The following is a 24,303-nucleotide window of genomic DNA, read 5'->3' on the forward strand; positions in this document are numbered from 1 at the left end:
CCAATCTAACGCCGCCGGAACCCGCCGCCCGCTCCCGTTGATTTACGCCTGTTTCCAGTCGATTTTGACACCGAAACCATGGTCTGCGAGGCATTCATGAACACCCTCTTTCTCTTGATGGCGCAATATGATGCACGCGCAATCGTGCCTGCAGAAACTGTCTGCAGGGACTACTTCTCGCATTTATCGCTTGCCAAATTTCTTAGAAAAGTGGGCTCCGGAGACATTGACCTGCCGCTTACACGCTCAGAAAAAAGCCAGAAGAGTGCGCGGGGCGTCCATATTCAGGATCTAGCGGAATATCTGGACAGGCGACGCGCTGTGGCATTGTCAGAAGCCCGCACCTTTCAAGAAAGTCCCTAAGGTCGAAGCGAAGAGCGATCTTGGAGACTTCGCAAACTGTCAGATCAACGCCAACGACGTACAAATTCATTAATTCCCAAGCCTGGAAGACCAGTCGCATACTGAAACGCACGCTTCTCCCCTGTGATACGGCCCCCTAGGATAGCGGTCATTGATCCAACTTGCGGCGAATGGCTGGAACGAGCCGATACTGTTGAAAAACTCCGTATTCGAGCGATGGCGACCAAATCTGCGGAACACAGTCCCGCGAAATGCGTATATCGCGAACAACGTTTTCTAGGGGCCCCCTGAAAGAACAAAGTTCCAACTTTTCAAGGCGATTTTGAGGTTGAAGAGTTTTTCAACAAAATCAGCCCAAACCACCGGATGCTGCGCTAACAACCGAGGTCGGAAAAGCGGTCCAAAGTTGCCGTTCGACCCAAAAATACTTTGTCGCGAGCCGAGCAAATGGCGTGGTCAAATGTAGACGCAGGCGTCGGATCGCACCCTTCTATTTCTAAAGCTTGCTTTGACCGCGTTCGCGGACCTCACCATCGTGATCGGAGTCTCACTCGGTCTTGCTTTGCGATTGCGGCGACAGAATGCCTCTTGATCGCTGAGCGCTAACGCCTCGAACCAGCGATCGGAAGCTTGATGCACACTTCGAAACCATCGTCCTTGCCCACGCGGGGGGAATTGAGGATGAGCTGGCTCCCGATCCGTTCCGAAATTGCCGCGACAATCGCAAGGCCGAGACCGCTTCCGGTGGTGTTCGGGCCTGCACGTTCAAAACGGGCGGTCAGGTTTTCCAGTTTCTCTTTCGGCACCACGGGGCCGCCGTTTGCAACGCTCAATGTGCCATCTTGTGCCAGGGACACGTCTATTGCTTCGTTTTCCGTGCCATGCCGGATCGCATTTTCAATCATGTTGCGACACAGGATACCAAAGGCGTCCGGGTCCAGATCTGAAACGACCGGTCCGTCGGGAAGCGTCAGCACGATGCGGCCCGGCGACATGGTGCGCTCAATCTCGTCCACGATAACCTGCGCGATGCCGCGCAGGTCTGAGGTTTGGTCCAGCCGCAGGCGACCTCCTTCGGCGCGGGCGAGTTGCATCAGGCGTTCCGACAGGCGTGTCAGCCGTTTCAGCGTGGCCTCGATATCTGCTGCCCGCGCAGACGCTGCGGGGTCGTCTGTTTCTGACTGCAACCTTTGCGATTGTGCGATGGCTCCGGCAAGGGGTGTTCGCAATTCGTGCGCGGCATTGGCTGCAAAGCTGCGTTCGGCGTCGAATGCGCCCTTCAGGCGGCTCAGAAGATCATTCAGCGTTGTTGCGACAGGGGCAATTTCCAGTGGGATGTCATCTACCGGAACGGGCGACAGGTCGCGGGCATCGCGCGCATCAAGCCCTTCGCGGAAACGCCGCACAGGACCAAAGCTGGCCCCCACGGCAAGGAAAATGGCGAGGAGAGCCAGGGGGATCACGACCAGAAGCGGCAGGCCCAGCCCCATCTGGATTTCCCGTGCGACCGTGGCGCGGTGGTCCAGCGGTTCGGCCACCGAAATGCGAACGCTGCCCTGCAAGGCGTCCTCGTTGTAAAGCCTGTGGGTTGCGGTCTGACGGAAGCCCGTTCCGTCATAGGAAGGAAATATATCCGGATCGGCGGCATGCGATTGCAGCAGGATGCGCCCCCGCGCGTCCCGCACGATGTAAGTGAAGAACTCGGTATGTTCGCGGATCGCGCCAAGGCGTTGGGTCACACCGTCATCTTCGCGGCCGACAATCTCTTGCACGGCCAGCGGAAGAAGGCGCTGCGCCGTTTCTTGCAGGGCGGAGTCGAAGACCTCATCCATTTCGTGGCGCAGGTTTACCGCCGTCACCGTGGCGGTCGCGATCCACAGAAGCGTCAACCCGATACCCAATGACAGCCCCAAACGGGCCTGGAGGCTACGTGGCAGTCTCATGAAGGTCCCAGACGATAACCCATGCCACGCTCGGTCTGTATCACGTCAGCCCCAAGTTTCTTGCGCAGGCGACTGACATGGACTTCGATGGTGTTGCTTTCGATTTCGGCCCCGTGGGCATAAAGTTTGTCTTCAAGCTGCGTTTTCGACAGCAGCTGACCCGGGCGTGCCAGAAACGCATCGAACAGCGCCCATTCGCGCGCGGTCAGTTGGACCGGTTTGCCGTTCCGGTGGATGCTGCGGGAGGCAAGATCGATGTCGAGTGCGCCATGGGTGATGATCGGGTTTGGATTGCCGCTATACCGGCGCGCGACCGATCCGATCCGGGCGGTGAGTTCCGACAGGTCGAACGGTTTGACCAGATAATCGTCAGCCCCCGCATTCAACCCTTCGATCCGATCCGAAATCTGGTCAAGGGCTGTCAGGATGATCACCGGGGTCACGTCCCCCCGATTTCGGATCGTCTTCAGAAATCCAATGCCACGACCATCGGGCAGCATGAGGTCAAGCAGCAGGAGATCATAGGCGGCAACCGCCATTGCATCGCCCGCCGCATCAAGCCGTGTCACCCAGTCCACGGAGTGGCCATCGGCGGCGATCTGGTCGCGCACGGCGGTGCCCAGAACGGTATCATCCTCGATCAGCAGAATGCGCATGGGTGTCGGATTCCTTTGTTTCACAAGTCATCTTGAACAATCCAGCTTACGCGAGACTGACGCACATCAGCCCGCGAGCTTCAGGAACCTGTCAGGTTGGTGGCGCATGGTCTGGTGAAATTGGCCGCAATCCGGAGTTTGCCGCATGAAGAAGACACTGACAATGCTCGCCGTTTTCGCCACGCTTTCGGCGGGCGCTGCGATTGCCGACGATGATGACTGTTTTGTCCCCATGGCCGACTGGCAGCCGCGCGAAGCGGTGGCGCAGATGGCGTTGGACAACGGTTGGACCGTGCGTCGGATCAAGATCGATGATGGCTGTTACGAAATTGATGGCCGCGATGCACAGGGGCGTCGGATCGAAGTGACCGTTCATCCGCAGACCCTTCAAATGATCGAATTCGAATACGAGGATGACGACGATGACTGAGACCTCTGCACATGATGCGTCTTCAACCGCGCAAGGATCTACGGCCAAGGTCCGTGTCTGGGATCCTTTGGTCCGGGTCTTTCACTGGAGTTTGGTTGTCACGTTTGTCGTGGCCTATCTGAGCGCCGAGGAGCTTGGCACGGTGCACGAAATCGCGGGTTACATTGTCGCCGGACTGATTGCGTTCCGTTTGATCTGGGGCCTTGTCGGCAGCAAATACGCCCGTTTCTCGCAGTTCCTGCGGGGACCGTCGCAAACGATTGGCTATATCGGAGATGTCGTGCGCGGCAAGGAGCATCGGTATCTTGGCCACAACCCTGCTGGCGCCGCAATGACCGTCGCCTTGCTCCTGACACTCGCAGGCACCGCCTTTACGGGGTGGCTGCTTGAAGATGAGGGCCGTTTTGCAATGCTGCCTGACCTGCCACAGATTGTCTCTCCGGCCTATGCCGATGGCGACGAAGAAGGGTATGGCGGAGGCGGGTCGGAAGCCGTCGAAGAGGCGCATGAGGTGCTGGCTAACGTCATGTTGTTCCTGATCGCCGTCCATGTCGGCGGGGTTGTGCTGACCTCTTTCCGCCATAAAGAAAACCTCGCGCGGTCCATGGTCACCGGCGACAAGCGCGCGCCAGAGCCCGGCGATATTTCCTGAACGTTCCCCCGCGCCGAATGTCCCTTCGACGCTTCCCTGGCCCCGCTATCTTAGGTGGGGCCTTTTTACTTTCCGGCGTCGTTCTGACGTCTTTCTGACGGCAAGCTGAAGCAAAAAACCGTGTCACGTCAGGAAGACCTCAGGTGGTGTCTCCAGATTGTTCTCAGCACACAAACGGAGACATGACCATGAAAAAGACACTCGCCCTTCTTGCAGCAACAACCGCGCTATCCGCAGCCATCACCGCACCGGCCTGGAGCGCGATGCGCACAAGCAATAGCGAATTTCTACCTTTCGCAGCAGTTCTCGAAGCCGATCAGGACGCCATGCCGCTGATTTTTGCCAGCAGCGATGATGATGACGACCGCGAATATCACAATGGCGCGCGGTATGAAGACGACGACGATGATGATGACTGCGACGACGATGAAGATGAAGATGAAGATGATGATTGCGGCAACAGCGCCCGCAATGCAGCACCCGCAGGCACCACCCCTCCGCCGCAAAATGGCCTGTTCGGCAATGGCACTCCGCCAGTCGTTCAAATGAATTGACGCTTATCCTTACATTCCCATGTCCTTAGAAAGGCACATTCCCCATGAAATCACTTCTTGCAACACTGGCGCTGACCACGGCGCTCACGCTCCCCGGACTCGCAATGGCGCGTCCGGTGACCTTGACCACGACGATGAACAATTACGGAGGCGATGGGGCCTATCTTGCGCTTTATGTCACTGATGCCGCGGGGGCCTACGCTGGCAGCCTCTGGATGGCTGGCGGCAAGTCGAAATACTATGAACACCTGAGCGAGTGGTACCGGGCCACCGCCGGTGACACCGCACAAATCAACGGGATCACCGGGGCCAGTGTCGGGGCCGGACGGACGCTTGAAATCACGCTTGATCTGGCTGATGCGCTGTTTGATGCGGGCTATACTCTTCATATCGACGCCGCCGTCGAGGACATGCGCGACAGCCCGAACGAGGTCGCGGTGCCCCTGACGACAGGCGGTGCAGGCACGCCGATCACAGGGCGCCGCTACATCGCTGATTTCACCTACGACATGTAAGGAGGCCCGGCGATGATCCGCGCTTTGCACCGTTGGCCGGGTCTTCTGGCCGCTGCCCTTCTCATTGTTCTGACGCTGAGTGGGGCTGCGCTTTCGGTCTTTCCGGCGGCAGAGCGCCTGACCGCGCCGCAGGCGGAAACCGGGCTGAGCGTGGCGACGCTCGCGGCCCGCATCCAGACCGCCTATCCCGGTGTCGAGCAGATCCGGCGGTCCCCGCCGGGTCAGATCACGGCATATTGGTTTTTGGATGGCACGCCGGGGGCGGCGGTGATTGATCCGGCGACGGGCGCGGGCGTGGGGTCTGCCGACCCCAATCAGGTCGAGCGCTGGCTGACCAACCTGCACCGGTCGTTGTTTCTGGGTTATGGCGGTCGGATTGCCATGGTCCTTGGTGCGGCGGCGATGCTGATCCTTTCCGTTTCGGGGTCTGTCCTCGTTGCGCGCCGTGCCGGAGGCTGGCGGCGCTGGTTCGCGCCTTTGCGCGGCCCTTTGTCAGGACGACTGCATGTCGAGATTGCGCGCGTCGCGGTTCTGGGTCTTGCCTTATCGTCGATGACGGCGCTTTGGATGTCGGCCTCGACCTTCGACCTGCTTCCCATCACGTCATCCGCACCGGCTTTCCCGAATGATGTCAGCGGCGAGACTGGAATATCGATTACATCCATCGAGTTGCTGGGACAGACCCCTGTGGCCGAACTGCGCGAACTGAACTTTCCCTATCCGGGCGATGCCAGCGACGTCTTCACCCTGAAGACGGATCAGGGCACAGGATATCTGGATCAGGGGACAGGTGCGGCGTTGGGCTGGACCGATCTGACCGGTTGGGAAAATGTGTCGGAAACGATCTACATGCTGCATACCGGTCAGGGGGCGGCCTTTCTTGGGATCCTCCTAGGACTGATGGCACTGGGCGTACCAGTGTTGGGGGTCACGGGTGTCCTTGTCTGGCTGGCAGGACGACGCAGCAGACCGCGCATTCCCGGCAACCTGCCTGCCGCCAAGGCGGAAACGATCCTTCTGGTAGGTAGCGAAGGGGGCAGCACCTGGGGTTTTGCGGCGACGCTTCATCAGGCGCTGAGAGCGGCAGGGCAAACAGTGCATGTCGGGCCAATGTCCGACTTTGATCTGGCGCACCACGCCAAGGCACAGCGGTTCGTGATCCTTGCGGCAACCTATGGCGACGGCGATGCGCCGGAAACCGCCAAAGGGTTCCTTGATCGTCTGAAAGCGCTGGGAACCGCGCCCGCAGCACCGATTGCAGTGCTTGGGTTTGGCGATCGCAGCTATCCGGAGTATTGCGGCTACGCCCAAAGGGTTGCGGAAATGGCTAAAACGCGGGGCTGGAACATGCTTTTGCCCTTCGACACCATCGACCGCCAGTCGCCGCAGGATTTCGCGCGCTGGGGGCGTCTGTTGGGTCAGGCGCTTGGCATTAACCTTGAACTGGTCCACCAGCCCATTGTGCCCCCAACCGAGATGCTGACCCTGGTTTCGCGCCGCGACTACGGGGCGGAAATGCAGGCACCTACCGCAATCCTGCGCTTTGCACTGCCACGCGTGACACTTTGGCAAAAATTGACAGGGCAAGGCTTTGCCCGGTTTGAGGCGGGTGACCTTTTGGGTATCGTGCCAGAAGGTTCCGCAATCCCGCGTCTGTATTCTCTGGCTTCTGACCGGCGCGACGGGTTCGTCGAGATCGTCGTGAAGCGTCAGCCAAGCGGGCTGTGTTCTGCGCAACTGACGCAGCTTGCGCCAGGGGATACGGCCAAGGGATATATCCGTCGCAATCCCGGCTTCAAACCGGGCAAGGGCCGCGCGCCTCTGATCCTGATCGGTGCCGGCACGGGCATCGGCCCGCTGGCGGGGTTCATTCGTGGCAACAAACGACATCGTCCTATTCACCTGTTCTTTGGCATGCGCCATCCACAGAATGACTTTCTGTACGGGCAAGACCTTGCAGATTGGCAGACCAAGGGTCGTCTGACCCGTCTGGACACCGCGGTCTCTCGCGCGGCCAACCCAAGCTACGTGCAGGACACGCTGCGTGCTGAAGGGACCGAAGTGGCCCGCCTGATCCGAGACGGAGCACGCATCATGGTCTGCGGCGGGCGCGGCATGGCGACCGGCGTCACGGATGCGCTGGCTGATATTCTGAAACCAATGGGACTGACGCCGCAGGCGTTGAGGGCAGAGGGCCGCTATGTCGAAGATGTCTACTGATCCAACTCGCTACGCGCTGCATGGGCCAACAATGGGCACGCGCTGGTCAGCGCAGTTCCATGCAGACCCAAGCTTTGATCCGGAGTCCGCGCGCGGGGCGCTACAGACTGCAGTGGATGAAGTGGACGCACAGATGTCCACGTGGAAACCCGACAGCGACCTGATGCGCCTGAATGCGGCACCTGTCGGCGTATGGCAGGCGGTCCCAGCGCGGTTGCTGGATGTCTTGGTGCTCGGGCGCGATGTCGGGCGGGCCTCTGGCGGGGCGTTTGACATGGGGCTTGGTGATGCGGTGGCGGCTTGGGGTTTCGGCGCGGATGAAGCCGACCCTACGCACATCAGGGCTGCGATGGCGCGTCGTCGAGTTGAGACTGCGCTCGAGATTGATGTTGCTGGCGCCCGTGTCCGCAAGACCGCCGATATTACACTGGATTTGAACGGTATCGCCAAGGGATATGGGGTTGACCGTCTGGCTGATACGTTGGTTGCGCTCGGTATTCCGGCGGCTCTGGTCGGGATCGACGGTGAAATGCGCGCGGTGGGGTTGCGGCCTGATGGCTCGCCATGGACCATCGCCGTCGAAGCACCTGACCCTGCGCGCCGCGCGCCGTATTCGGTGCTTGCATTACAAGACGCCGCCGTCGCCACGTCGGGCGATTACCGCCATTGGGTCGAAGTGCAGGGCCGCCGGCTGTCGCATACCATGGACCCTTCACGAGGTGCGCCGCTCCTTGCGCCGCCCGCCTCGGTGACCGTGGTCGCGCAGACCTGTGCCGAAGCCGATGCATGGGCCACTGCGCTGATGGTTCTTGGGGTTGATGCAGGGGCGACGCTAGCCGAGCAACGTGGACTGGATGTGCTGTTTCTGGTGCGCGATGACCAGAACGGCTTTCACAGCAAAGCCGTTGGTCGCCTGTTTTCGGAACAGCCGTCAGAGGGCATTTCGGGACTTGATCGATAGGTTTCCAAATCAAACTGAACGAAAAGGTAAAGCATCATGAGCCGCTTGACACACTCGGAAACCCATATGGTGCATCGGATCGGCTGGCTGCGGGCCGCGGTCCTTGGTGCAAATGACGGCCTTGTCTCGACGGCGAGCCTCGTGGTCGGCGTGGCCGCTGCGGGGTCGGGACGCCCCGAGATTCTGATCGCTGGACTTGCGGGGCTTGTAGCGGGTGCCATGTCCATGGCGGCAGGTGAATATGTCTCGGTCAGTTCGCAAACCGATGCGGAGCAGGCAGATATCGCGCGCGAAACCAAGGAGTTGGCGGAAACGCCTGAGGCTGAGTTGGAGGAATTGACCGGGATATATGTTGCGCGCGGGCTGGATGAAACGCTCGCACGCCAGGTTGCTGTTCAACTGACCAAGAAGGATGCATTGGGCGCGCATGTGCGCGATGAGCTTGGGATATCAGAGACAGTCGTAGCGCATCCCATTCAAGCAGCCCTTGTTTCTGCGGCTACCTTCAGCTTTGGCGCGGTTGTGCCCCTGATCATGGCCGCGCTGTCGCCAACGGCACAGATCACTTCGGTCGTCGCTGTGACAACTCTTGTTGCGTTGGCCGTTCTGGGTGGGCTTGGCGCATCTGCTGGAGGAGCTGGGATCATCAAGGGGGCCGTACGCGTGACATTCTGGGGGGCGCTTGCCATGGCCGCGACTGCTATTGTGGGTACGGTTTTCGGGGTTGCAGCTGGCTAAAAATTTCGTCCCCATAGCGAAGACACGGTATCGCTTAAAAGCCTTGGTGATTTCGGATATACAAGGCAGCAAAACCCAAGGTAGTTGAGGTTTAGCGAAGTACATCCGGTTCGATATCTTTTTTGAAATCAATGCGGATGTTTTCTTCCTGCGGATGGTCTTGCTCAGCTTCACTCCTTGAAAACGATGATGAACCATAACTCAGCCGCTGTTCTAATCCTCAAATCTGTCCAAAACGTGCTGACTTCAGACACGCAGAGTCAACTTCCGCAATGAATGGTATTGCTACCAAACTTGCAGTTGCAGCGAATTCATCCTTTGTCCGCATACCAGACCGACATCTCAGCCAAAACCAATGACCGCTTTCGACCAGTCAAACAGGCTTCAGATAAAAGCTCATTCAAACACCCTGGTCTAGTCCTCGCCGAGCTGGCATGAGGTAACAGACGCGATTGTCCGTCCCATCAGTCGCCCCAATCTCCAGTGGATTTTACAACATCACTTACAACATCGGCTTTCTTAGAAAACCAAGTATTTGTTTTATATTATACAAATCGAAGTCATGACCCAATCCATCATAGGGGCGACGGATAGCCGCGCGGCCGCGGTGGCTGCGTTCAAGGTCATTTAGCGATCTCCTTGGGTCCGACAGTAAGTGGGACGGACCCGTAGTGCACACCATACGCACACGAAAGACATGCCGCCACCCTGCCCCGTGCATTGACAAGCCTTCGGCGGTAGTTGGGCAGGTCCGCCACCGATCCACTTCTGAAAGTCGTTCAGGTCCTGTTCCAACCCTGGATCCTCGTCTTCGGCGATCAGGTCCGGGCAAACGACGTTCGTGCTTCGTGCGGCGAATGGCCGGGACGAGCCCTTGTTGACCATTCTCTGTATCGCAGCCAAAGTTCGCTATCACAGCGTGGTCAGAAAAAACTGGGAAAACTTGATTACATTGCGCGTATATCAAAGCGAAGACCGCACGTGGGTTGAGGAAAGCAACGTGCGCTTCTATCGAGCGGTTCATAATTTTGATGCCACCTTCGCTGTTGCTGTGAACTCGGCACTGGATTTGCTGGAACGCCAGAAATCACTGGTTGACAGCCTCTATTTGGTGGCCGAGGCAGAGAAGCAGCCTGTAGGCTGCATATTCCTCTGCGCTGAAACGCCCGCAGCGGGGCGGATACGCTTGTTCTATCTTGAAGAGGAATATCGAGGTCGGGGTATTGGATTGCGGCTCTTGCGCACCGTCGTTTCCGCAGCCAAAGATATGAAGTTAAAGACAGTCCGTGTTTCGACTTTTGACCGACACCCGGAAGCTTGTCGACTGTACGAAACCTTCGGATTTGAATCTGTCAAAACCGCCCCATCAACAGATTTCAGCCAAGTCATGAAACAAGTGGATTATGAACTGCTACTTGGCGGTAGCGACCTATAACGCTCCAAGCGTTCTTCAAGCGTGCCGCTGTGCAATTCGAACATATGGTTATCGTGGTCGTAGAAATATATCGAATGTCCTTCGCCTTCGACCCGTGATCTGCCTTCCTTCACGTCCAACCCAAGTGCCCGGATACGCTGTAACCGATCTTCATACTCTTCAGGCGCCATCTTGAAAGCGACATGATTGTAGGTTCGTGCTTCGAGTGGATCGCCTACCATCGTGGCAATCCATAGTCCCCCGACTTCGAAAAAGCGTTCTTTTGACAAAGAGAACGTTTTATCTCCGCTATCGTAGATTTTTCTAGCGTCCAAAACCTGCGTCAGCATCTCTTCCATCTTGTCCAAGTCGCTGACGATGAAGGTCATGTGGCTCAAACCCTCGATCATGTCCCTACCTCCTGCTGTGATTTTCAGGGACCATACCGGACATTCAGCGGATGTCACCAAAGTCCCGCATCGCGGACATAACCTGTGCCCACTTCGAACGACCGCTTTACAGTGGGCCATGTAGCTCCTGCGCATCAGCCACTATTGAGCGCTCGCCCCCGGTTCACACCATAAGCGCTCGAGGAAACCAGAATCGGCCTACGCACCCAAATGCGTACGACGCAGTGCGAGATTGCGCGATCAAAACATGAACATGTGCTGCACACGACGCGCCGTAACCTGTTGAAATTAAGATACAATCACCACCATCCATCATAGGCGCGCAAGACATACGCCAGGGTGCGAAATTATGCGATTTTCTTTCCATTGGTGACGCTTACTGCACAGAAGGAAATCACGCCAGAGCTTCGTTCCGGCCCGATTTCCACCCTTCCGCGTCCGTTTTCGGTCGAGTTACAACAAATGTTGCGATTAATTCGTCTTGTTGTAACTCAACCAAGCCTTTCCTCTTTTAGCTGTAAGTGATTTCACTCAAGGCGCGCGCACCAGTTTGCCGCCGTTCGTCTTGCAAAGCCCAGACTCACAGATTGCAGACTCTTACGACATTGATGTTCGGGCATGTTGCTGACGCAGCATCCGCTCGCAGGTGCGGCACTCTCGTCGCTGCGTTGCAGCCGATGTCGCCAGACCGATCATTCCCCGGCGTCGATTTGCCCGAATTCGAGACCGTGCTTTCGCCGCTGCTTGGTCAGACAAGCTCACCGCAGACTATCCTGACCTTCGACAGGTTTGTTGCAACTGGCGTTTTTGACCCAAAGCCACCGCTCACCCCACAGTCATCGCTGTAGCGCAGCTAGCGCGGAGCAGACTTTGAAAAATAGATGACGTTCGATGGCAAACAAACTACTCAAGCTTCATTTCATTAGACGATTGCGATGGCTTTGCCACAGCCGTCAGATCCCGCGAACCCTAGCCAAAGACGACCATGCAGAGATCACTTGCCCCTTGCAGAATTGCGTTACATCTCGGCGCAGATCGGACCGCCAATTTTGCGGATTTCGGCGGCGAAGTCTACAAAGAGTTGGCCTGTCACGATTTTGGAACGGAGCGCAAAAGCCTCGCCCGGCGGTTCGACGCACAGATCGTCCTTGAGGATGTCCGAGTAATAGCCGTATTGCCACAATGCAGCCGCTCGTTGTCCATTGAGTGCCAATAGCCGGATCAGGTCGAGATGTGCACCCTCGTGATAGGGATCGATGGTCAGAACGCGCCGGGCGCAGGCGATGGCATTTTCGATTTGTTCTTGGGCGGCGAAGTGCCGCGCGCAGAGCCTGCAACTGCGGGAGCAGAGGTCTTCGAGCAGGGCCCGTTCTGGTCCGATCCATCCCGCTTCTTGACCTTCGAGAAACGGGCCGTGATAGGAGGCGATCGCGTCCATCGCGATACCCAGCGCGGGGTCTTCGCCAATGTCAGCGCGTGCGGTATTGGCGCGGGCCAGAAACTGACCCAGCGTCTCGGAGAAAGCCAGCGAATCAACTTGGACATCACCAGAACAGCTCACGTCGTCGCGGGTGACGCTGAACAGGTCGAGCTTTGGCCCGGCCCCGTGACGCTTGAGCTTTTTCCGGATGTCCCACAGGCAAGTGCTCAACGCACGTCGGGCGTCACAATCGGACCGCTCGGGCCACAGCTCGGACAGAACTCGCAGCTTGCGCACCCGCTTGGACGCGCGTGTCATGACATAGGCTAGAAGCTCGCCCTCTTTCGGGCTGAGCGCGATTTGTGCCCCCCGCTCGGAGGCAAAAAATGCAAGTCCACCAAAGGTTTTAAGCGTATGCATAATTCATCAATTCCTGTTCAGGCCAGTCCGCTTTAACTGCTGTTTGAGCGGCGAAAACCGCCGGGAATAAGGTTGATCAATAAATTCATATTCTCCCGTAACGAGTATTTTTTCAATGGAGTTCAACTCATTTTGTGGTGAGATTGGTGACCATGGTGGGCAGAGTGTGGCATCCATCAGCAAATTCTCAGTGAAATCTCAGGAAAGAAATCACTTCGGCGTTTTTGATTTTTCTTTATATTCTTTAGTCCCTTATCGGACGTTCGCTCCGATCAGCGCGCCCTGCCCGGCTTCATGCGGCGCAGTCATTCTGCCCCTTTCCTGAAATTTTGCTGAGCGATTGAAGAGTGTATCAACGCCTTCATGCTGAGCCTTCGCAAATTTGGGTGTCCTAGCGTGATCGAACTTGCGCTGCACCGCTGCCCAACCGGGAATATCTGCAAGCGCGCCAAGAGATGGAGTGTACCCCGCGATGGTCCGAACAATTCCCTTTCAGGATAACCTTGCCAGCATTGTTGCACTGTTGCCCGACGGACAGGTCGACTTTTTTCACCCGCAACTGGCCGATATCATCCATGAAATCAACGCGGGCGCTATCGACGCAAACACCGTCGATTTCGAGGCCTACCGGTTGAGCGAGCCTTGGGTGGAGATGGACCAGTTTCATCTGTCCGCCCCGGCCATCGCCTTTGTCGAGATCACCAATCTATGCAACCTGACCTGCGACCATTGCTATGCTTGGTCGGGGCCGAAACGGCAGGCCGAGATCAGCACCGACGAGATCCTGCAATTGCTGGATACGTTCGAGGAAATGGGCGTGTTGCAGGTCTTTTTGACCGGCGGCGAAGTCTTTGCCCACAAGGACGCGGTGAAGATCATCCGCCACGCCCGGACCAAGTCGTTTTCGACCCAGATTTTCACCAACGGCACCCTGATCACAGCAGAAAAGCTGGCGGCGATCCCACCTGGTCAGTCGTTTTTCATCAGCTTTGACACGGCCCATCCCGAACGCACGATCCGGGGCAAGATGAACTTTCCCAAGCTGCGCGACATCTATGGCTGGATGAAGGATCACGGCCATGTGCTACGCACGGCCATTTCGGTGCATCGCCAGAATATCGACGACGTGGAAGAGATTTTTGATTGGTGTGCCGATAACGATTTTCCCCGGCCCCAATGGCTGGAAACCCACCCGATTGGGCGCGCCCTGCTGAACCCGCATATCCAACTGGAACGCGAGGATATCGACCGTGTTTTTGGCATCTATGAACGTTGTATGGACCGCTATCAATTGTCGCCCGAAGAGGCGGAGGCGGCCCGCGCGCCTGCGGCGCGAGATATGTCTGGTGAGCCGAAGTCCCTGACCCCCGAGCCTGAGATTCGCGGCGTGGAGACCATCAAGTTCTGTCAGCGTCTGGAACGCGCCACCAACCAGGAAAAATGTGGCCGCTCTGTGGTTTACGTGACCAGTCAGGGCAAGGTTTATCCCTGCTCCAACTGCATGAGCAACGATATCCATCAGGCGGCCAGCATCACCGAAAAGGCGTTCAAGCGCATCTGGGAAGAGGATTTCGGGCCGTTCCGCGACATCACCTTTGATGACTATGACGCCTGCAACACCTGCGCGGTCAAGCAGGCCGGCATCTGGTGCCAGTTCCGGTGTCCGCCGCTGGCCCAGAACGTGTCCAAGTCGCAGACCGGCTGCGGCGCTACTGAATATCTGCGCGAGTTCATGCTCCGCTCGAATGCCTATTGGGATGCCCGTCGGCGCGATGGCTACAAGCTATCGCTGAGTGCCGCGCCGCGCCAGGACGCGCCTTCCCAGCAGGGCACCACCGCACATGCCGAAAACGTCTGAATGGCATCGGTCCGTGCAAACCAACCTCAGAAACGGAGAAGCAGACCATGAACGAAAAAGGACTATCCAAACCATTGCCGGAGGAAGGTGTCAGTGTCGCCGCCTCTGATGGCAACCGCTTTACGCGGATCAACTTGGACCTGGCGGATGATGGCATCACGCTAGCCATGGTTGGTGCAGCAAGCGCGGCCCTGAACAAGGGGAACCGCCACATGCTGACGCTGAAACCCTCCAAGGAGGGCATCGTGCTCTCGGCGGTCGGTGCGGCCACCGCTGCACGCTAGCAGCTTTTCTCCTCCCGATCCTTTCGATCGGGAGGAGATCCTTGACCCCAGAAAAACGTGCGGGAGAAGACCCATGATGAATGAGATGACATCCATCGATAGTCCAACCTTCGGGATCGATCCGGCCTCGGACTGCCGGAGCGTGCGCCCTAAGCTAGCCCCGCGGCGCAGTGCATTGGAAATTCTCGACGCCCATCCCGAGTTGCGTCAGGATCAGCAGCAATACAACATCAACGTCACCTCGCAGCAGGGCACCCGTCTGACCGCCGAAGAGACCTTTGCCGAGATCCGGGGCAATCCCGGCGCTGGCCAATCTGCCCATCTATACTTCCACGTGCCTTTGTGCGACTACGTCTGCAAATTCTGCAATTACGTCAAACGTTTGGCCCCGAGAAACGATGGCGGTGCGGCGTTGGATCTGTGGACCAAACTGCTGATTGAGGAATCCGCTCTGTATCAGCAAAACTGTGACTGGCTGGGTCAGGCTGACATTCAGTCGCTTTATCTGGGCGGTGGCACCGCGTCGCTTTTGCGCACTAATCACCTTGAGCAGATAGCGACCCATGTGCGCGATCACTATGCCCTTGCGCCCGATGCCGAAGTGTCGCTGGAGGGCAATCCTGACAACTTCCTTGAGACCGAGGCCGAAGATGCGGTTTCGCTGGGCTTCAACCGCTTTAGCCTTGGCGTGCAGTCCCTGAACGACAGGGTCACTGACTTCACTGGCCGCAAACATAATGCCGCCGATTCCCGCCATGCCATTGCCAAGCTGGTGGTCACCGGAATGCCCTTTAATGTCGATATGATGTTTGGCCTGCCCCATCAGACTGTGGCCACGGTTGTGGGTGACATCGAGGAACTGATTGCCCTCGGCGTGCCCACCATCACCATTTACCGTTTTCGCAACGCCCAGCGCCACGAAATGGGCATCGGCAACAAATCTGCCTGGAATAACGCCAATGTAGTGGCCAAAATGTCGAGCGAGGGTCTGTTTCCCAGCCTCGCCCAGACTTACGCCATGCGCGATGCGGTCACTGACGTGCTTGTGGCCCATGACTATTATCCTAGCCCCTGCGGTTGGTGGAGCCGCAAGGACACCTATCCAGCGGGCAATATCCCGCAGGTGTCCCGCAACAAGTGGCAGCAGTTCAATAGCATGATCGCCTTTGGCCCGGGCGCCTATGGCTGGCTGTCCGATGGCCGCGACGAGGTGATCCAGACCCACAACTTACAGGATATCGCTGCCTATCTGAATCATGTGCGCGCAGGCACCGGCAAACCACCGCTGGCCTTTGGCCGCAGGCTTGACCCGCATCAGAGCATCGCGACGGTGTTTGGCTTTGCCTTCAAGGCGAACCAGCCGATTGAGTTGGAAGTGTTTGCAGCCCGTCACGGTGTGCATCTGCTGGATGACGCGCCCTATGGCAGTGTTGTCGGCCAGTTGATTGATGCGGGCTTTGTCGACCTGTCCTCTGACCGCCGGTTTATCCGCCCGAGCCTGGACGGTGAGACGGTGCATGAAGAGATTATCAGCCACTATTTGCACGGTGTCCTCGGCTCGGCCGATGCACTGGCCTGCAAGCGCTAAGGAGGGCGGGACATGAGTTTTCAATCCTCGGCCCTCGAGATGAAACCCAATTGGGAGGCCAAGTGGCCGGTGCATCGCACGTTGCCTGCCGTGCAACGTTGGGCGCGGCTGCTGTTACTGTCCTCGGGTCAGGCCCGCGACATGACGGAAGACCGCAGCGATGCGGTTCTGCTCCGCCGGGTCGCCGATGCGATGGCTCCCCTTGGCGTGGAGTGCATAAACCCTCGCCTGCCGCTACGCGTGGACGGGTTGAGCGACAGTGACGAGGCATTGATTTCGCTACGCTCAGACATGGCGGCCCATGCGCTGGCGCGGGACCCGACGTATCGCACGGTCGTTCTGGCCGTGTCGCTGGGCGCGCAAAGTGCGGTGGAGCTAGCCGTTCGGCGGGAGACTGCTGGTTTGATCGATGGGCTGATCCTTGTGGGTGGTATATTTGAGCGGCCCAAGGCGCCTGTGGGCCGCATCAGGTCCATTGACCTTGTTTATGGTGGGCGGGACCATGTGGGTTATCTACGTGACGGCGAAGAGGCGGTGCAGGATATCGAAGGCCCCAATGATTACGGCCCGCGCAGTCAAAAGCAGTTGGTTACCGGCCCGGGTGTTCAAACCGCGCTCCATGTTCTGCCTGGTTTGGGTCATGCATTAGAGCAGAGCACTGACGCAGCCATCAATCACAGCGCCGCGCTGGATTATTTGGTGCCGCTCTTGCGGGACCGGCTAGGCCTTGACCCCAAGACCTGAATTTTACCCTCAAAAGACAGAAGGACAATTCCCATGAATTTGCAAACCGCGCCCAAACGATTTGACGGTATTGCGTCAAACTACGTTTCGAGCGAAGTGCATCGTTCCAGCGCCTCGATGTCTTATGTGCAGGCGTTCTTTGCCGGACGCACGGATCTACGGGTGGTTGATCTGGCCTGCGGGGCGGGGCATTTCGGGTTCTCGCTGGCCCCGCTAGCGGCGCATCTGAGCTTTTGCGACCCTTCGCCTGCCATGTTGCGCGCCGTTCAGGCCCGCGCGGATGAAGCGGGTCTTGCGATTTTCGCGGCAGAAGGGGCGGCAGAGGCGATGCCCTTTGACAACGACAGCTTTGACGTGGTGCTGTCGCGGCTGGCCCCGCATCATTTTGTCGATTTTGACCGCGCTGCCAAAGAGATCGCCCGCGTGCTGGCCCCCGGGGGGCACTGTGTGATCGTTGATCTGGAGGGCATGTTTGACGGTGGCGTTGATGCCTTGAATCACCAGCTTGAGGTGTTGCACGACCCCACCCATGGTCGAAGCTATACCCAGATTGAATGGTGCCAGACCCTACGCGGCGCTGGCTTGACCCTGATCGAAGTGCAGGGCGGGCTCAGCGAGAGCGAGACCGGAGTGACTATTGAACGTTGGTGCGAGATTGCGGGCTCCGGCGACGCGGCCCGCCGCAAGATTGAGGCCGTGCTGGCCAATGCCTCGCCGCAGGATTTGGCGACACTGGGCATTTGGAATGACGGAACGGGCTTTCGGGTGCCGGTGCGCACTGCGTTGTTTATTGCCGAAAAAACCTGAGGTCTGCCAATGCCTGTCATCGATATTTTTCATCCGTGCGGCACCGCCCCGCTTGGTGCTCTTGATATGCTGTGTGGCGAGGTCACCGGCCTGCTGGATATTCCGGCAGACCATGCCTTTGCTTTTTGGCACCCCATTGCGGAGGGCAATTATCACCGCCCCGGATGGACGCCGCATGCCGGTTATGATGCCGGGCCAGTCGTGCGCATTCGCTGCAAATCCACCTATAGCGATGCGCAGGTTGACGGACTGATCCGCCTAGTGTCGGACATACTGTCAACAACGCTTGGTTGCCCCAAGGACAGCCCGTTTGTCCTGCTGGATCGTGTGCTGCCCGGCCAGCTTATGGCGCGGGGTGATGTGTGGGCACCCGAGGGAGCGGCTGCCCCTGTCGTCGTTACCCCCGTTGGCTATGTGAGGAATGACCGGGATGCTGTCGTCGACGATTTCTGGGGCGATGTGGTGTCAGAGATCGAACTGGACACCGCCGTAGTACCAAGCCACAGCTTGGAAGGGTTGGAAAGGTTCTCCCATGCTGAAGTGGTGTTCTATTTCGACCGGGTTGCGGGCAAATCCCTGAACCTTGATCTGCGCGCGCCGCGCGGATTGGACCACTTGCCCCGCGTTGGTGTATTTTCGCAGCGTGTCAAGGACCGGCCCAATTGGCTGGGCGTGTCGCGCTGTGAAGTTCTAGAGCGTAACAGCACGACCCTAACCGTTCGTGGGTTGGACGCGATCAACGGCACGCCTGTTCTGGATATCAAACCGTGGATGACTGATTTTGCGCCGCGCCAGTCGACCGAAGAGCCGACTTGGGTATCTGAGATCATGTCGGACTACTATAGCGTTGAACACCAATCCACTCCTTTTGCCCGCCGTACCGAGCCGCTTGGCTTGTGGGCTGGGGTTGTGGCGTCTCTTGGCTTGCGCTGGCCCGCGTCCAGCAAGGAAGAGGCGGAGATTATCCTGCGCGGAATTCAGATGTAGAGGACGGCTATTTCATTACTGACATCTCAACTGTCGCATAGGCAGGCATGGCCCCCATGTTAGAAAATGAATGCTTGACGGCCTGCACTATTGTCATGGCCTGGATTTAACGCAACATCGCCCGATCCGCCACGGGCCGCACGCCTGGCTTGAAGCAGGGGTGAAGTCTGATGCGTCTTTCGCGAAGTCGTGCCTGATGGTGAAGCCTAACCGGGTTGAGAGCAACATCCCGATCGCCAATGTCCGATTGCAGCGCTTGGAGGCTGTTATCCAAAGCGCGGCAGTAGCCCATCAGGGCTCAAAGTTTGCGTTCGCCGCAGGATGAACGAACGGCCGGTGTGAAGAAATCTACGCGTCTTCTCTCCGTGAACGAACCCAAACGACGCCGCACTCCGGGTCTAGATAGGTATCACAGGTAGCCGCTTACATCGTCGTGGTTAGCGACCAAGAGACCTAGGGATATGGTGGCGCAAGCTCTCGCATGTTTGCGCGGAATAGCGGGCTCCCAAAGGGGCGCTCGAAAGTTACAAAATTTTTTACAACATCACTCGTCGCGCATCTCCAAAGCACTGGAAATAAATAGCGAATTTAGAACTACCTGTTCCATCCATCATAGGGGCGACGGATAGCTGCGCGGCCGCGGTGGCTGCGTTCAAGGTCATTTAGCGATCTCCTTGGGTCCGACAGTAAGTGGGACGGACCCGTAGTGCACACCATACGCACACGAAAGACATGCCGCTACCCTGCTCCGTGCAAAGACAGGCGTTCGGCGGTAGTTGGGCGGGTCCGCCACCGATCCACTTCTGAAAGTCGTTCAGGTCCTGTTCCAACCCTGGATCCTCGTCTTCGGCGGTCAGGTCCGGGCAAACGACGTTCGTGCTTCGTGCGGCGAATACCCGGGACGAGCCCTTTTCAACCGATGCTGCGAAACGCATGAATGTCTAGTTCTGACGCGAGAGGGGTGAGTTGCTTTCCTCAAGAGCGTTGCGAACGGTGATCTTTGGTTTTATTTACCAATTGTGAATAGAACCTGTTCCACACGTGTTTGGAGGTTCCATGCAACACAGTTTCAGCGACTTCCTCAGACACGGCAGCAACGGCTATTATGTTCTCGCACGGCGCGATGGCCGCATCGTTGGTCGCCGCGCGGGGGCTATCGCTCAAATCGACTTTCCCAAACTATTCCGCCTTGCGAGCCGATTTCAGTGAACGCCTCGACAAGGTGACTTCCGAAAACACTCGGATGCTCCTGAACGCGCTAACGCCGCCTGACACAGTGCCAACTGTTTCGGCATCCGATTTGCGAGATGTGTCCGATGCAAAGACTGAAGTGCTCAGTGCGTGGGGCGCGCGCCTTGAAAGCATATTCAGCGACTATCACAACCACCCGCAACGGCTTCGACCGCTTCGAACGACCATGGAAGAACGCCTTTTGCGGGCCTTTGCTGGGCTGATCAACCAACTCCGACAAGAAAACCTCGGGATTGAGCAATATATCTGGCGCTCGCAAGATGATGCCAAGGTGCGTGACAGTCACGCTGCTTATGATGACCGCGTGTTCCGGTGGGATAATCCCCCAGAAGGCGGGCATCCCGGCACGGCACACAATTGCCGGTGCTATGCCGAACCTGTTTTTCTGGGGGTTCAGAGCAATGTTGTGCTCGCTGATTTTGCGCCTACGGCAGGCGGTGTTCCTGCGCTCGAACCAACTGACGCGATACGTGGCTTGCGGGCTCTGACCGGCGTTGGCGCGGCGCTACTTGCATCTGATGCGTTGCAGGACTGGACGGAAGCTATGCGTGACCAGCGCGTGGATGCGGCAGGCGCGCGACTAGGGGTCGATGTGACATCTCTCGAAGGTCGCCTGGCGGCAACCGCGTATGCTCTCGTGCAGGAAGGGATCAGTAGCGGCGGGTATCCAGTCCTGCCCAAGACCCCCGAATTTGCGCGCATAGGAGCAGAGGCAGCAGCGCTTTACGAGTTGATGAACCCCGGTAGCATTCTCGAAACGGGCGTGTGCGGCGACCCTTTAAAGCAGCGCGCTTTACAGGATTTCATCGAGGCCGCCGGGGCAGCGTTCGCGCGCGGGAGTTTACGACTTCAAGAAGGTGAACTGGCGCAGGGCTGGGTCGAGGTTTTCCTTGAGCTTACAGAGGATGAGCGCCGATTTGGACAGCTACCGGGCTTCACGCCGGAAAGGATCGAGCAGTGGCTTGAGGCGTATCCGATCGAAGAGCTCGGTCTGCCTAATCACACTGGATCACCGATCCCCGATAATCCGGCCGACACCATCATTTCAACACCCATCCCGGAAGAGACAGGGTCAAACATTGTGGTGATGGAGAACCCGCATTCTATCGACAACGTATCGATTCCCGAAGACCGCGCACGTCACATCTTGGATGGCGAAGGGCGGAGTGGTGGTCATCGGTTTGGCACAGGGACGCCCGGCAAGACGGAGTTTCCCGAAAACTGGTCGGACGATGATATACTGGATGCTATCAGGGAGGTTGCGGGGACCGGAACTGTGGTCGGACCTGCTCATCGCGAAGGCGATTTGTTGATCGCTGGTGAGGTGGATGGCGTTGAGATTGAGGTAGTTGTACGACCAGATGGCAGAGTGAGAACCGGATACCCAGTTTCCGGCAATGGCATTGTAAGGAACCCGAGGTGATTTATGGACGATAAAGAAGCAATCGATCTGCTAGAAAAGCAACTAGTTGCACTTGAAAATGCTAAATTGGACATGTCGATGGACCGGAAGTTTTTTTATGTCGGGGAGTACGACCTGACATTGGAAGGTGTCTACGTTGCACACAAGCGGCATCCGGGCGTGCTCGATCCCGCAGAAATTCAAGCACTTGTCGAAGATTTCAATTTGGACACGGCTGAATTTGATCGGTGACGTCATTGTGGTGAACATGAACGAACGATTTGAAGACCTCATTGCCCAGGCACAAACGGGTCGCAGCACAGAAACGGTTTCCGAAGCTAAACTTTTGGATTTCAACGAGTATCTCGCAATGCGGGGCTTTGGCATATCTCGAATGGAAGTGTACCGGGCGAAGGGTGGCACTCTAGCTCCCAACCATGGATATGAAGTTGCCCCGCAACCATTTCCCGGCGATGATGAACACTGGATGCATCATTTCGACCCTGCTCGTTCTGCTACTTACGTTCGAAGACAGGTTCAGTATGCCAAAGAAGACGGCGCACTGTTCGACTATAAGGTCTGGGCGGAGCGACCTTAGAAACAACGAGAAGTTTGGTCAAAACCCATTCGTTTCTGCGCTGCCAACCTAGAGCTGCCATTGGTGCGACCGCAGCGAAAGCTAACTTCGTCCCGCATCGCGGACATAACCTGTGCCCACTTCGAACGACCGCTTTACAGTGGGCCATGTAGCTCCTGCGCATCAGCCACTATTGAGCGCTCGCCCCCGGTTCACACCATAAGCGCTCGAGGAAACCAGAATCGGCCTACGCACCCAAATGCGTACGACGCAGTGCGAGATTGCGCGATCAAAACATGAACATGTGTTGCACACGACGCGCCGTAACCTGTTGAAATTAAGATACAATCACCACCATCCATCATGGGGGGGGGGCAATAGATAAACGGGACGCATTGAGAACATTATATTTTTTATCTTTATCAGCCATTTATCATCAGCCATTTTATCGCTCAGTCATCCGTCCTGTTCTTGTCTCACATGTAGTAATTTTCGCCCATTTTCGGCATGGTTTACAACAAATGTTGTAACTCAGGCCTCATGTTGTACCCCCATGGGTGCCATCATCAAGCGCAAGCGGAAAGACGGCTCCACTTTCTGGCTCGCCCAAATTGCGATCCGGCGAAGAGGTAAGACGGTTTTTCGCGAGAATCGTACCTTCGAGCGCCGCTCGATCGCCGCAGCTTGGCTCGAGAAACGCCAGAAGTATTTAGCGAAACCCGGTGCGTTGGAGGACTTCCGCGCAGGAGACCACAAACGCCGTGATGTAACCCTCGCCGATGCCATAGCATAGATATGTCGATGATAGCGCAAAGGCAATCGGTCGGACCAAGTCCCAAGTGCTGAAGAGCACCAAGAATTTCGACATCGCGGGCAAACCGTGCGCTGAGATCGACAGCGCGGACATCGCGGCCTTCGCACAGGAAAAACTTAAATCGGGTGTGACGCCTCAGACGGTGTCAAACTACATGGCGCACATGAGCGCGGTCTCACCGTTGCTGGACCCGCTTGGAACTATCCCCTGGACGAGAAAGCAATGCGCGACGCCCTGATGGTCGCGAAGAAGCTCGGCCTGACCCAGAAGAGCCGACACCGGGACCGGCGGCCGACGCTAGACGAGCTTGATCGCCTGATGACGCATTTCCTCGAACGCTCAACGCGACGCCCCTCCTCCGTACCGATGCACCGCGTCATGGCCTTCGCGATCTTCTCGACCCGCCGACAAGAGGAGATCACGCGCATCAAATGGGCCAACCTCGACCAGGATGGCAAACGCATTTTGGTTCGGGACATGAAGAACCCAGGCGAAAAAATCGGTAACGACGTGTGGTGCGACCTTCCTGATCCAGCGCTCGCTATCATTGAGGCGATGCCCAAGAATTCAGACCGGATATTCCCCTACTCTAGCGACGCGATCAGCGCTTCCTTCACACGCGCCAACCAGTTCCTCGACATCAAGGATCTTCGCTTCCACGATCTTCGGCATGAAGGCGTCTCACGCCTGTTCGAGATCGGTTATAACGTCGCACATGCCGCTGCGGTTTCTGGGCACCGGTCTTGGGTATCACTCAAGCGATACACGCACCTGCGTCAGACGGGAGACAAGTACGAAAGCTGGAGCTGGACAACGGAAGTCACCGCACACGACCCAAAGCAGCGCAAGAGAAGGCCAGTTCGACGTCCCGCTATCGCCGCCATACGGACCAAATCGGCCCGAAAGCGTGGGAAATATAGCTTTAAGATTGATCCCCATATTATTGTTTTAAATATACTTTTATCTTTTTATACTTGGAGGCTGCTCGTCCACTCTTCGCCACTCACAGCAGTCGACTTGTGCGATCTACGCCTCAAGAAACTCCAACGGATCGAACGCCTACATCATAGATCGGGCCATCGGTTGGTTCGCAAACACAGTTGGTTGCGGGGGCTCGCAACTCACGCTTCCTGCGGTTGGTCGAAAGCGTAGTGCCGCAGACTTGGAATACGCGATGATTGACGGAGCGATTGTGAAGGTTCACCGCTCGGGTCAGGGCGCAAAAGGGGGACTCTTTGCCAGGCCATCCATTGCCCGCGAGGGGGCGTTCTCGTGGTGGCATAACGACGAAGATA

25 protein-coding genes and 1 pseudogene are annotated in these 24,303 nt (G+C 57.5%); 22 read left to right on the forward strand and 4 right to left on the reverse strand.

Annotated features, from left to right (window positions below):
* Positions 1-96 precede the first annotated feature (96 nt).
* Positions 97-363 carry a pyocin activator PrtN family protein gene (locus KUD11_RS14650; RefSeq protein ID WP_109387731.1) on the forward strand — a complete coding sequence of 89 codons (267 nt, stop codon included), beginning with the start codon at positions 97-99 and terminating at the stop codon, positions 361-363.
* 602 nt (positions 364-965) lie between these two features.
* On the opposite strand, the gene KUD11_RS14655 is transcribed toward KUD11_RS14650, so the two are convergent.
* Positions 966-2,306 (reverse strand): ATP-binding protein, encoded by a 1,341-nt coding sequence (locus KUD11_RS14655; RefSeq protein ID WP_109384012.1) that lies wholly within the window; start codon positions 2,304-2,306, stop codon positions 966-968.
* A complete protein-coding gene (locus KUD11_RS14660; protein WP_085310917.1) occupies positions 2,303-2,962 on the reverse strand; it encodes a response regulator transcription factor in 660 nt (219 codons plus the stop codon). The genes KUD11_RS14655 and KUD11_RS14660 overlap by 4 nt, the downstream gene beginning before the upstream one ends.
* A 145-nt stretch (positions 2,963-3,107) precedes the next feature.
* Here KUD11_RS14660 and KUD11_RS14665 point away from each other — a divergent pair, with 145 nt between their 5' ends.
* The 8 genes from KUD11_RS14665 to KUD11_RS14700 all read left to right on the forward strand — a co-directional run bounded on the left by KUD11_RS14665 (position 3,108) and on the right by KUD11_RS14700 (position 10,467).
* Positions 3,108-3,392, forward strand: a complete 285-nt coding sequence (locus tag KUD11_RS14665; RefSeq protein WP_109384011.1) for a PepSY domain-containing protein — start codon at positions 3,108-3,110, stop codon at positions 3,390-3,392.
* Complete coding sequence (locus tag KUD11_RS14670) at positions 3,385-4,044, forward strand: cytochrome b/b6 domain-containing protein (RefSeq protein ID WP_109384010.1); 660 nt, start codon at positions 3,385-3,387, stop codon at positions 4,042-4,044. Before KUD11_RS14665 ends, KUD11_RS14670 begins: the two co-directional genes overlap by 8 nt.
* 188 nt (positions 4,045-4,232) lie before the next feature.
* Positions 4,233-4,598: a hypothetical protein gene (locus KUD11_RS14675; RefSeq protein WP_181375232.1), complete on the forward strand. Its 366-nt coding sequence runs from the start codon at positions 4,233-4,235 to the stop codon at positions 4,596-4,598.
* A gap of 44 nt (positions 4,599-4,642) precedes the next feature.
* Complete coding sequence (locus tag KUD11_RS14680) at positions 4,643-5,113, forward strand: DUF2271 domain-containing protein (RefSeq protein WP_109384009.1); 471 nt, start codon at positions 4,643-4,645, stop codon at positions 5,111-5,113.
* 12 nt (positions 5,114-5,125) lie between these two features.
* Positions 5,126-7,333: a PepSY domain-containing protein gene (locus KUD11_RS14685; protein WP_109384008.1), complete on the forward strand. Its 2,208-nt coding sequence runs from the start codon at positions 5,126-5,128 to the stop codon at positions 7,331-7,333.
* Positions 7,314-8,294 carry an FAD:protein FMN transferase gene (locus tag KUD11_RS14690; protein ID WP_085310929.1) on the forward strand — a complete coding sequence of 327 codons (981 nt, stop codon included), beginning with the start codon at positions 7,314-7,316 and terminating at the stop codon, positions 8,292-8,294. The genes KUD11_RS14685 and KUD11_RS14690 overlap by 20 nt, the downstream gene beginning before the upstream one ends.
* A gap of 36 nt (positions 8,295-8,330) precedes the next feature.
* Positions 8,331-9,032, forward strand: coding sequence for a VIT1/CCC1 transporter family protein (locus tag KUD11_RS14695; protein WP_085310931.1), 702 nt, complete (start codon positions 8,331-8,333; stop codon positions 9,030-9,032).
* Positions 9,033-9,906: 874 nt separating this feature from the next.
* Positions 9,907-10,467: a GNAT family N-acetyltransferase gene (locus KUD11_RS14700; protein WP_181375231.1), complete on the forward strand. Its 561-nt coding sequence runs from the start codon at positions 9,907-9,909 to the stop codon at positions 10,465-10,467.
* Here KUD11_RS14700 and fosX read toward each other — a convergent pair.
* Together fosX and KUD11_RS14710 are read right to left on the reverse strand one after the other, a co-directional pair.
* A complete protein-coding gene (gene fosX / locus KUD11_RS14705; protein WP_109384006.1) occupies positions 10,434-10,856 on the reverse strand; it encodes a FosX/FosE/FosI family fosfomycin resistance hydrolase in 423 nt (140 codons plus the stop codon). The genes KUD11_RS14700 and fosX overlap by 34 nt on opposite strands.
* 1,018 nt (positions 10,857-11,874) lie before the next feature.
* Complete coding sequence (locus KUD11_RS14710) at positions 11,875-12,696, reverse strand: AfsR/SARP family transcriptional regulator (RefSeq protein ID WP_109384005.1); 822 nt, start codon at positions 12,694-12,696, stop codon at positions 11,875-11,877.
* Between the two features lie 472 nt (positions 12,697-13,168).
* Between KUD11_RS14710 and KUD11_RS14715 the strand changes: the two genes are divergently transcribed.
* The 13 genes and pseudogenes from KUD11_RS14715 to KUD11_RS14775 form a co-directional block, all read left to right on the forward strand.
* Positions 13,169-14,554 carry a radical SAM protein gene (locus KUD11_RS14715; protein ID WP_109384004.1) on the forward strand — a complete coding sequence of 462 codons (1,386 nt, stop codon included), beginning with the start codon at positions 13,169-13,171 and terminating at the stop codon, positions 14,552-14,554.
* 47 nt (positions 14,555-14,601) lie between these two features.
* Complete coding sequence (locus tag KUD11_RS14720; protein WP_146190809.1) at positions 14,602-14,838, forward strand: hypothetical protein; 237 nt, start codon at positions 14,602-14,604, stop codon at positions 14,836-14,838.
* A gap of 76 nt (positions 14,839-14,914) precedes the next feature.
* Positions 14,915-16,426, forward strand: coding sequence for a radical SAM protein (locus KUD11_RS14725; RefSeq protein ID WP_219930164.1), 1,512 nt, complete (start codon positions 14,915-14,917; stop codon positions 16,424-16,426).
* A 12-nt stretch (positions 16,427-16,438) separates the two neighbouring features.
* The gene (locus KUD11_RS14730) at positions 16,439-17,170 is read left to right on the forward strand and encodes a hypothetical protein (RefSeq protein WP_146190808.1); all 732 of its coding nucleotides are present in this window, start codon (positions 16,439-16,441) and stop codon (positions 17,168-17,170) included.
* Between the two features lie 33 nt (positions 17,171-17,203).
* Positions 17,204-17,977 (forward strand): class I SAM-dependent methyltransferase, encoded by a 774-nt coding sequence (locus KUD11_RS14735; RefSeq protein ID WP_109384001.1) that lies wholly within the window; start codon positions 17,204-17,206, stop codon positions 17,975-17,977.
* Positions 17,978-17,986: 9 nt separating this feature from the next.
* Entirely contained in the window at positions 17,987-18,964 is a 978-nt protein-coding gene (locus tag KUD11_RS14740) for a TrmO family methyltransferase domain-containing protein (RefSeq protein WP_219930163.1), read from the forward strand.
* Positions 18,965-19,034: 70 nt separating this feature from the next.
* Entirely contained in the window at positions 19,035-19,289 is a 255-nt protein-coding gene (locus KUD11_RS14745; RefSeq protein WP_109384000.1) for a hypothetical protein, read from the forward strand.
* A gap of 780 nt (positions 19,290-20,069) precedes the next feature.
* Positions 20,070-21,638: an EndoU domain-containing protein gene (locus KUD11_RS14750; RefSeq protein WP_109383999.1), complete on the forward strand. Its 1,569-nt coding sequence runs from the start codon at positions 20,070-20,072 to the stop codon at positions 21,636-21,638.
* Positions 21,639-21,641: 3 nt separating this feature from the next.
* Entirely contained in the window at positions 21,642-21,869 is a 228-nt protein-coding gene (locus KUD11_RS14755) for a hypothetical protein (RefSeq protein ID WP_109383998.1), read from the forward strand.
* Positions 21,870-21,879: 10 nt separating this feature from the next.
* On the forward strand, positions 21,880-22,215 hold the full coding sequence (locus tag KUD11_RS14760) for a hypothetical protein (protein ID WP_146190807.1): 336 nt from the start codon (positions 21,880-21,882) through the stop codon (positions 22,213-22,215).
* 532 nt (positions 22,216-22,747) lie between these two features.
* The gene (locus KUD11_RS14765; RefSeq protein ID WP_224380271.1) at positions 22,748-22,987 is read left to right on the forward strand and encodes a hypothetical protein; all 240 of its coding nucleotides are present in this window, start codon (positions 22,748-22,750) and stop codon (positions 22,985-22,987) included.
* Positions 22,988-23,245: 258 nt separating this feature from the next.
* A complete protein-coding gene (locus KUD11_RS14770) occupies positions 23,246-24,160 on the forward strand; it encodes a tyrosine-type recombinase/integrase (RefSeq protein ID WP_224380310.1) in 915 nt (304 codons plus the stop codon).
* A pseudogene (locus KUD11_RS14775) lies at positions 24,159-24,303 on the forward strand (IS5/IS1182 family transposase); the annotation flags it as partial. The gene KUD11_RS14770 and the pseudogene KUD11_RS14775, both read left to right, overlap by 2 nt.

Source organism: Roseovarius carneus (genome assembly GCF_020141465.1).
Taxonomy (GTDB): Bacteria; Pseudomonadota; Alphaproteobacteria; order Rhodobacterales; family Rhodobacteraceae; genus Roseovarius; species Roseovarius carneus.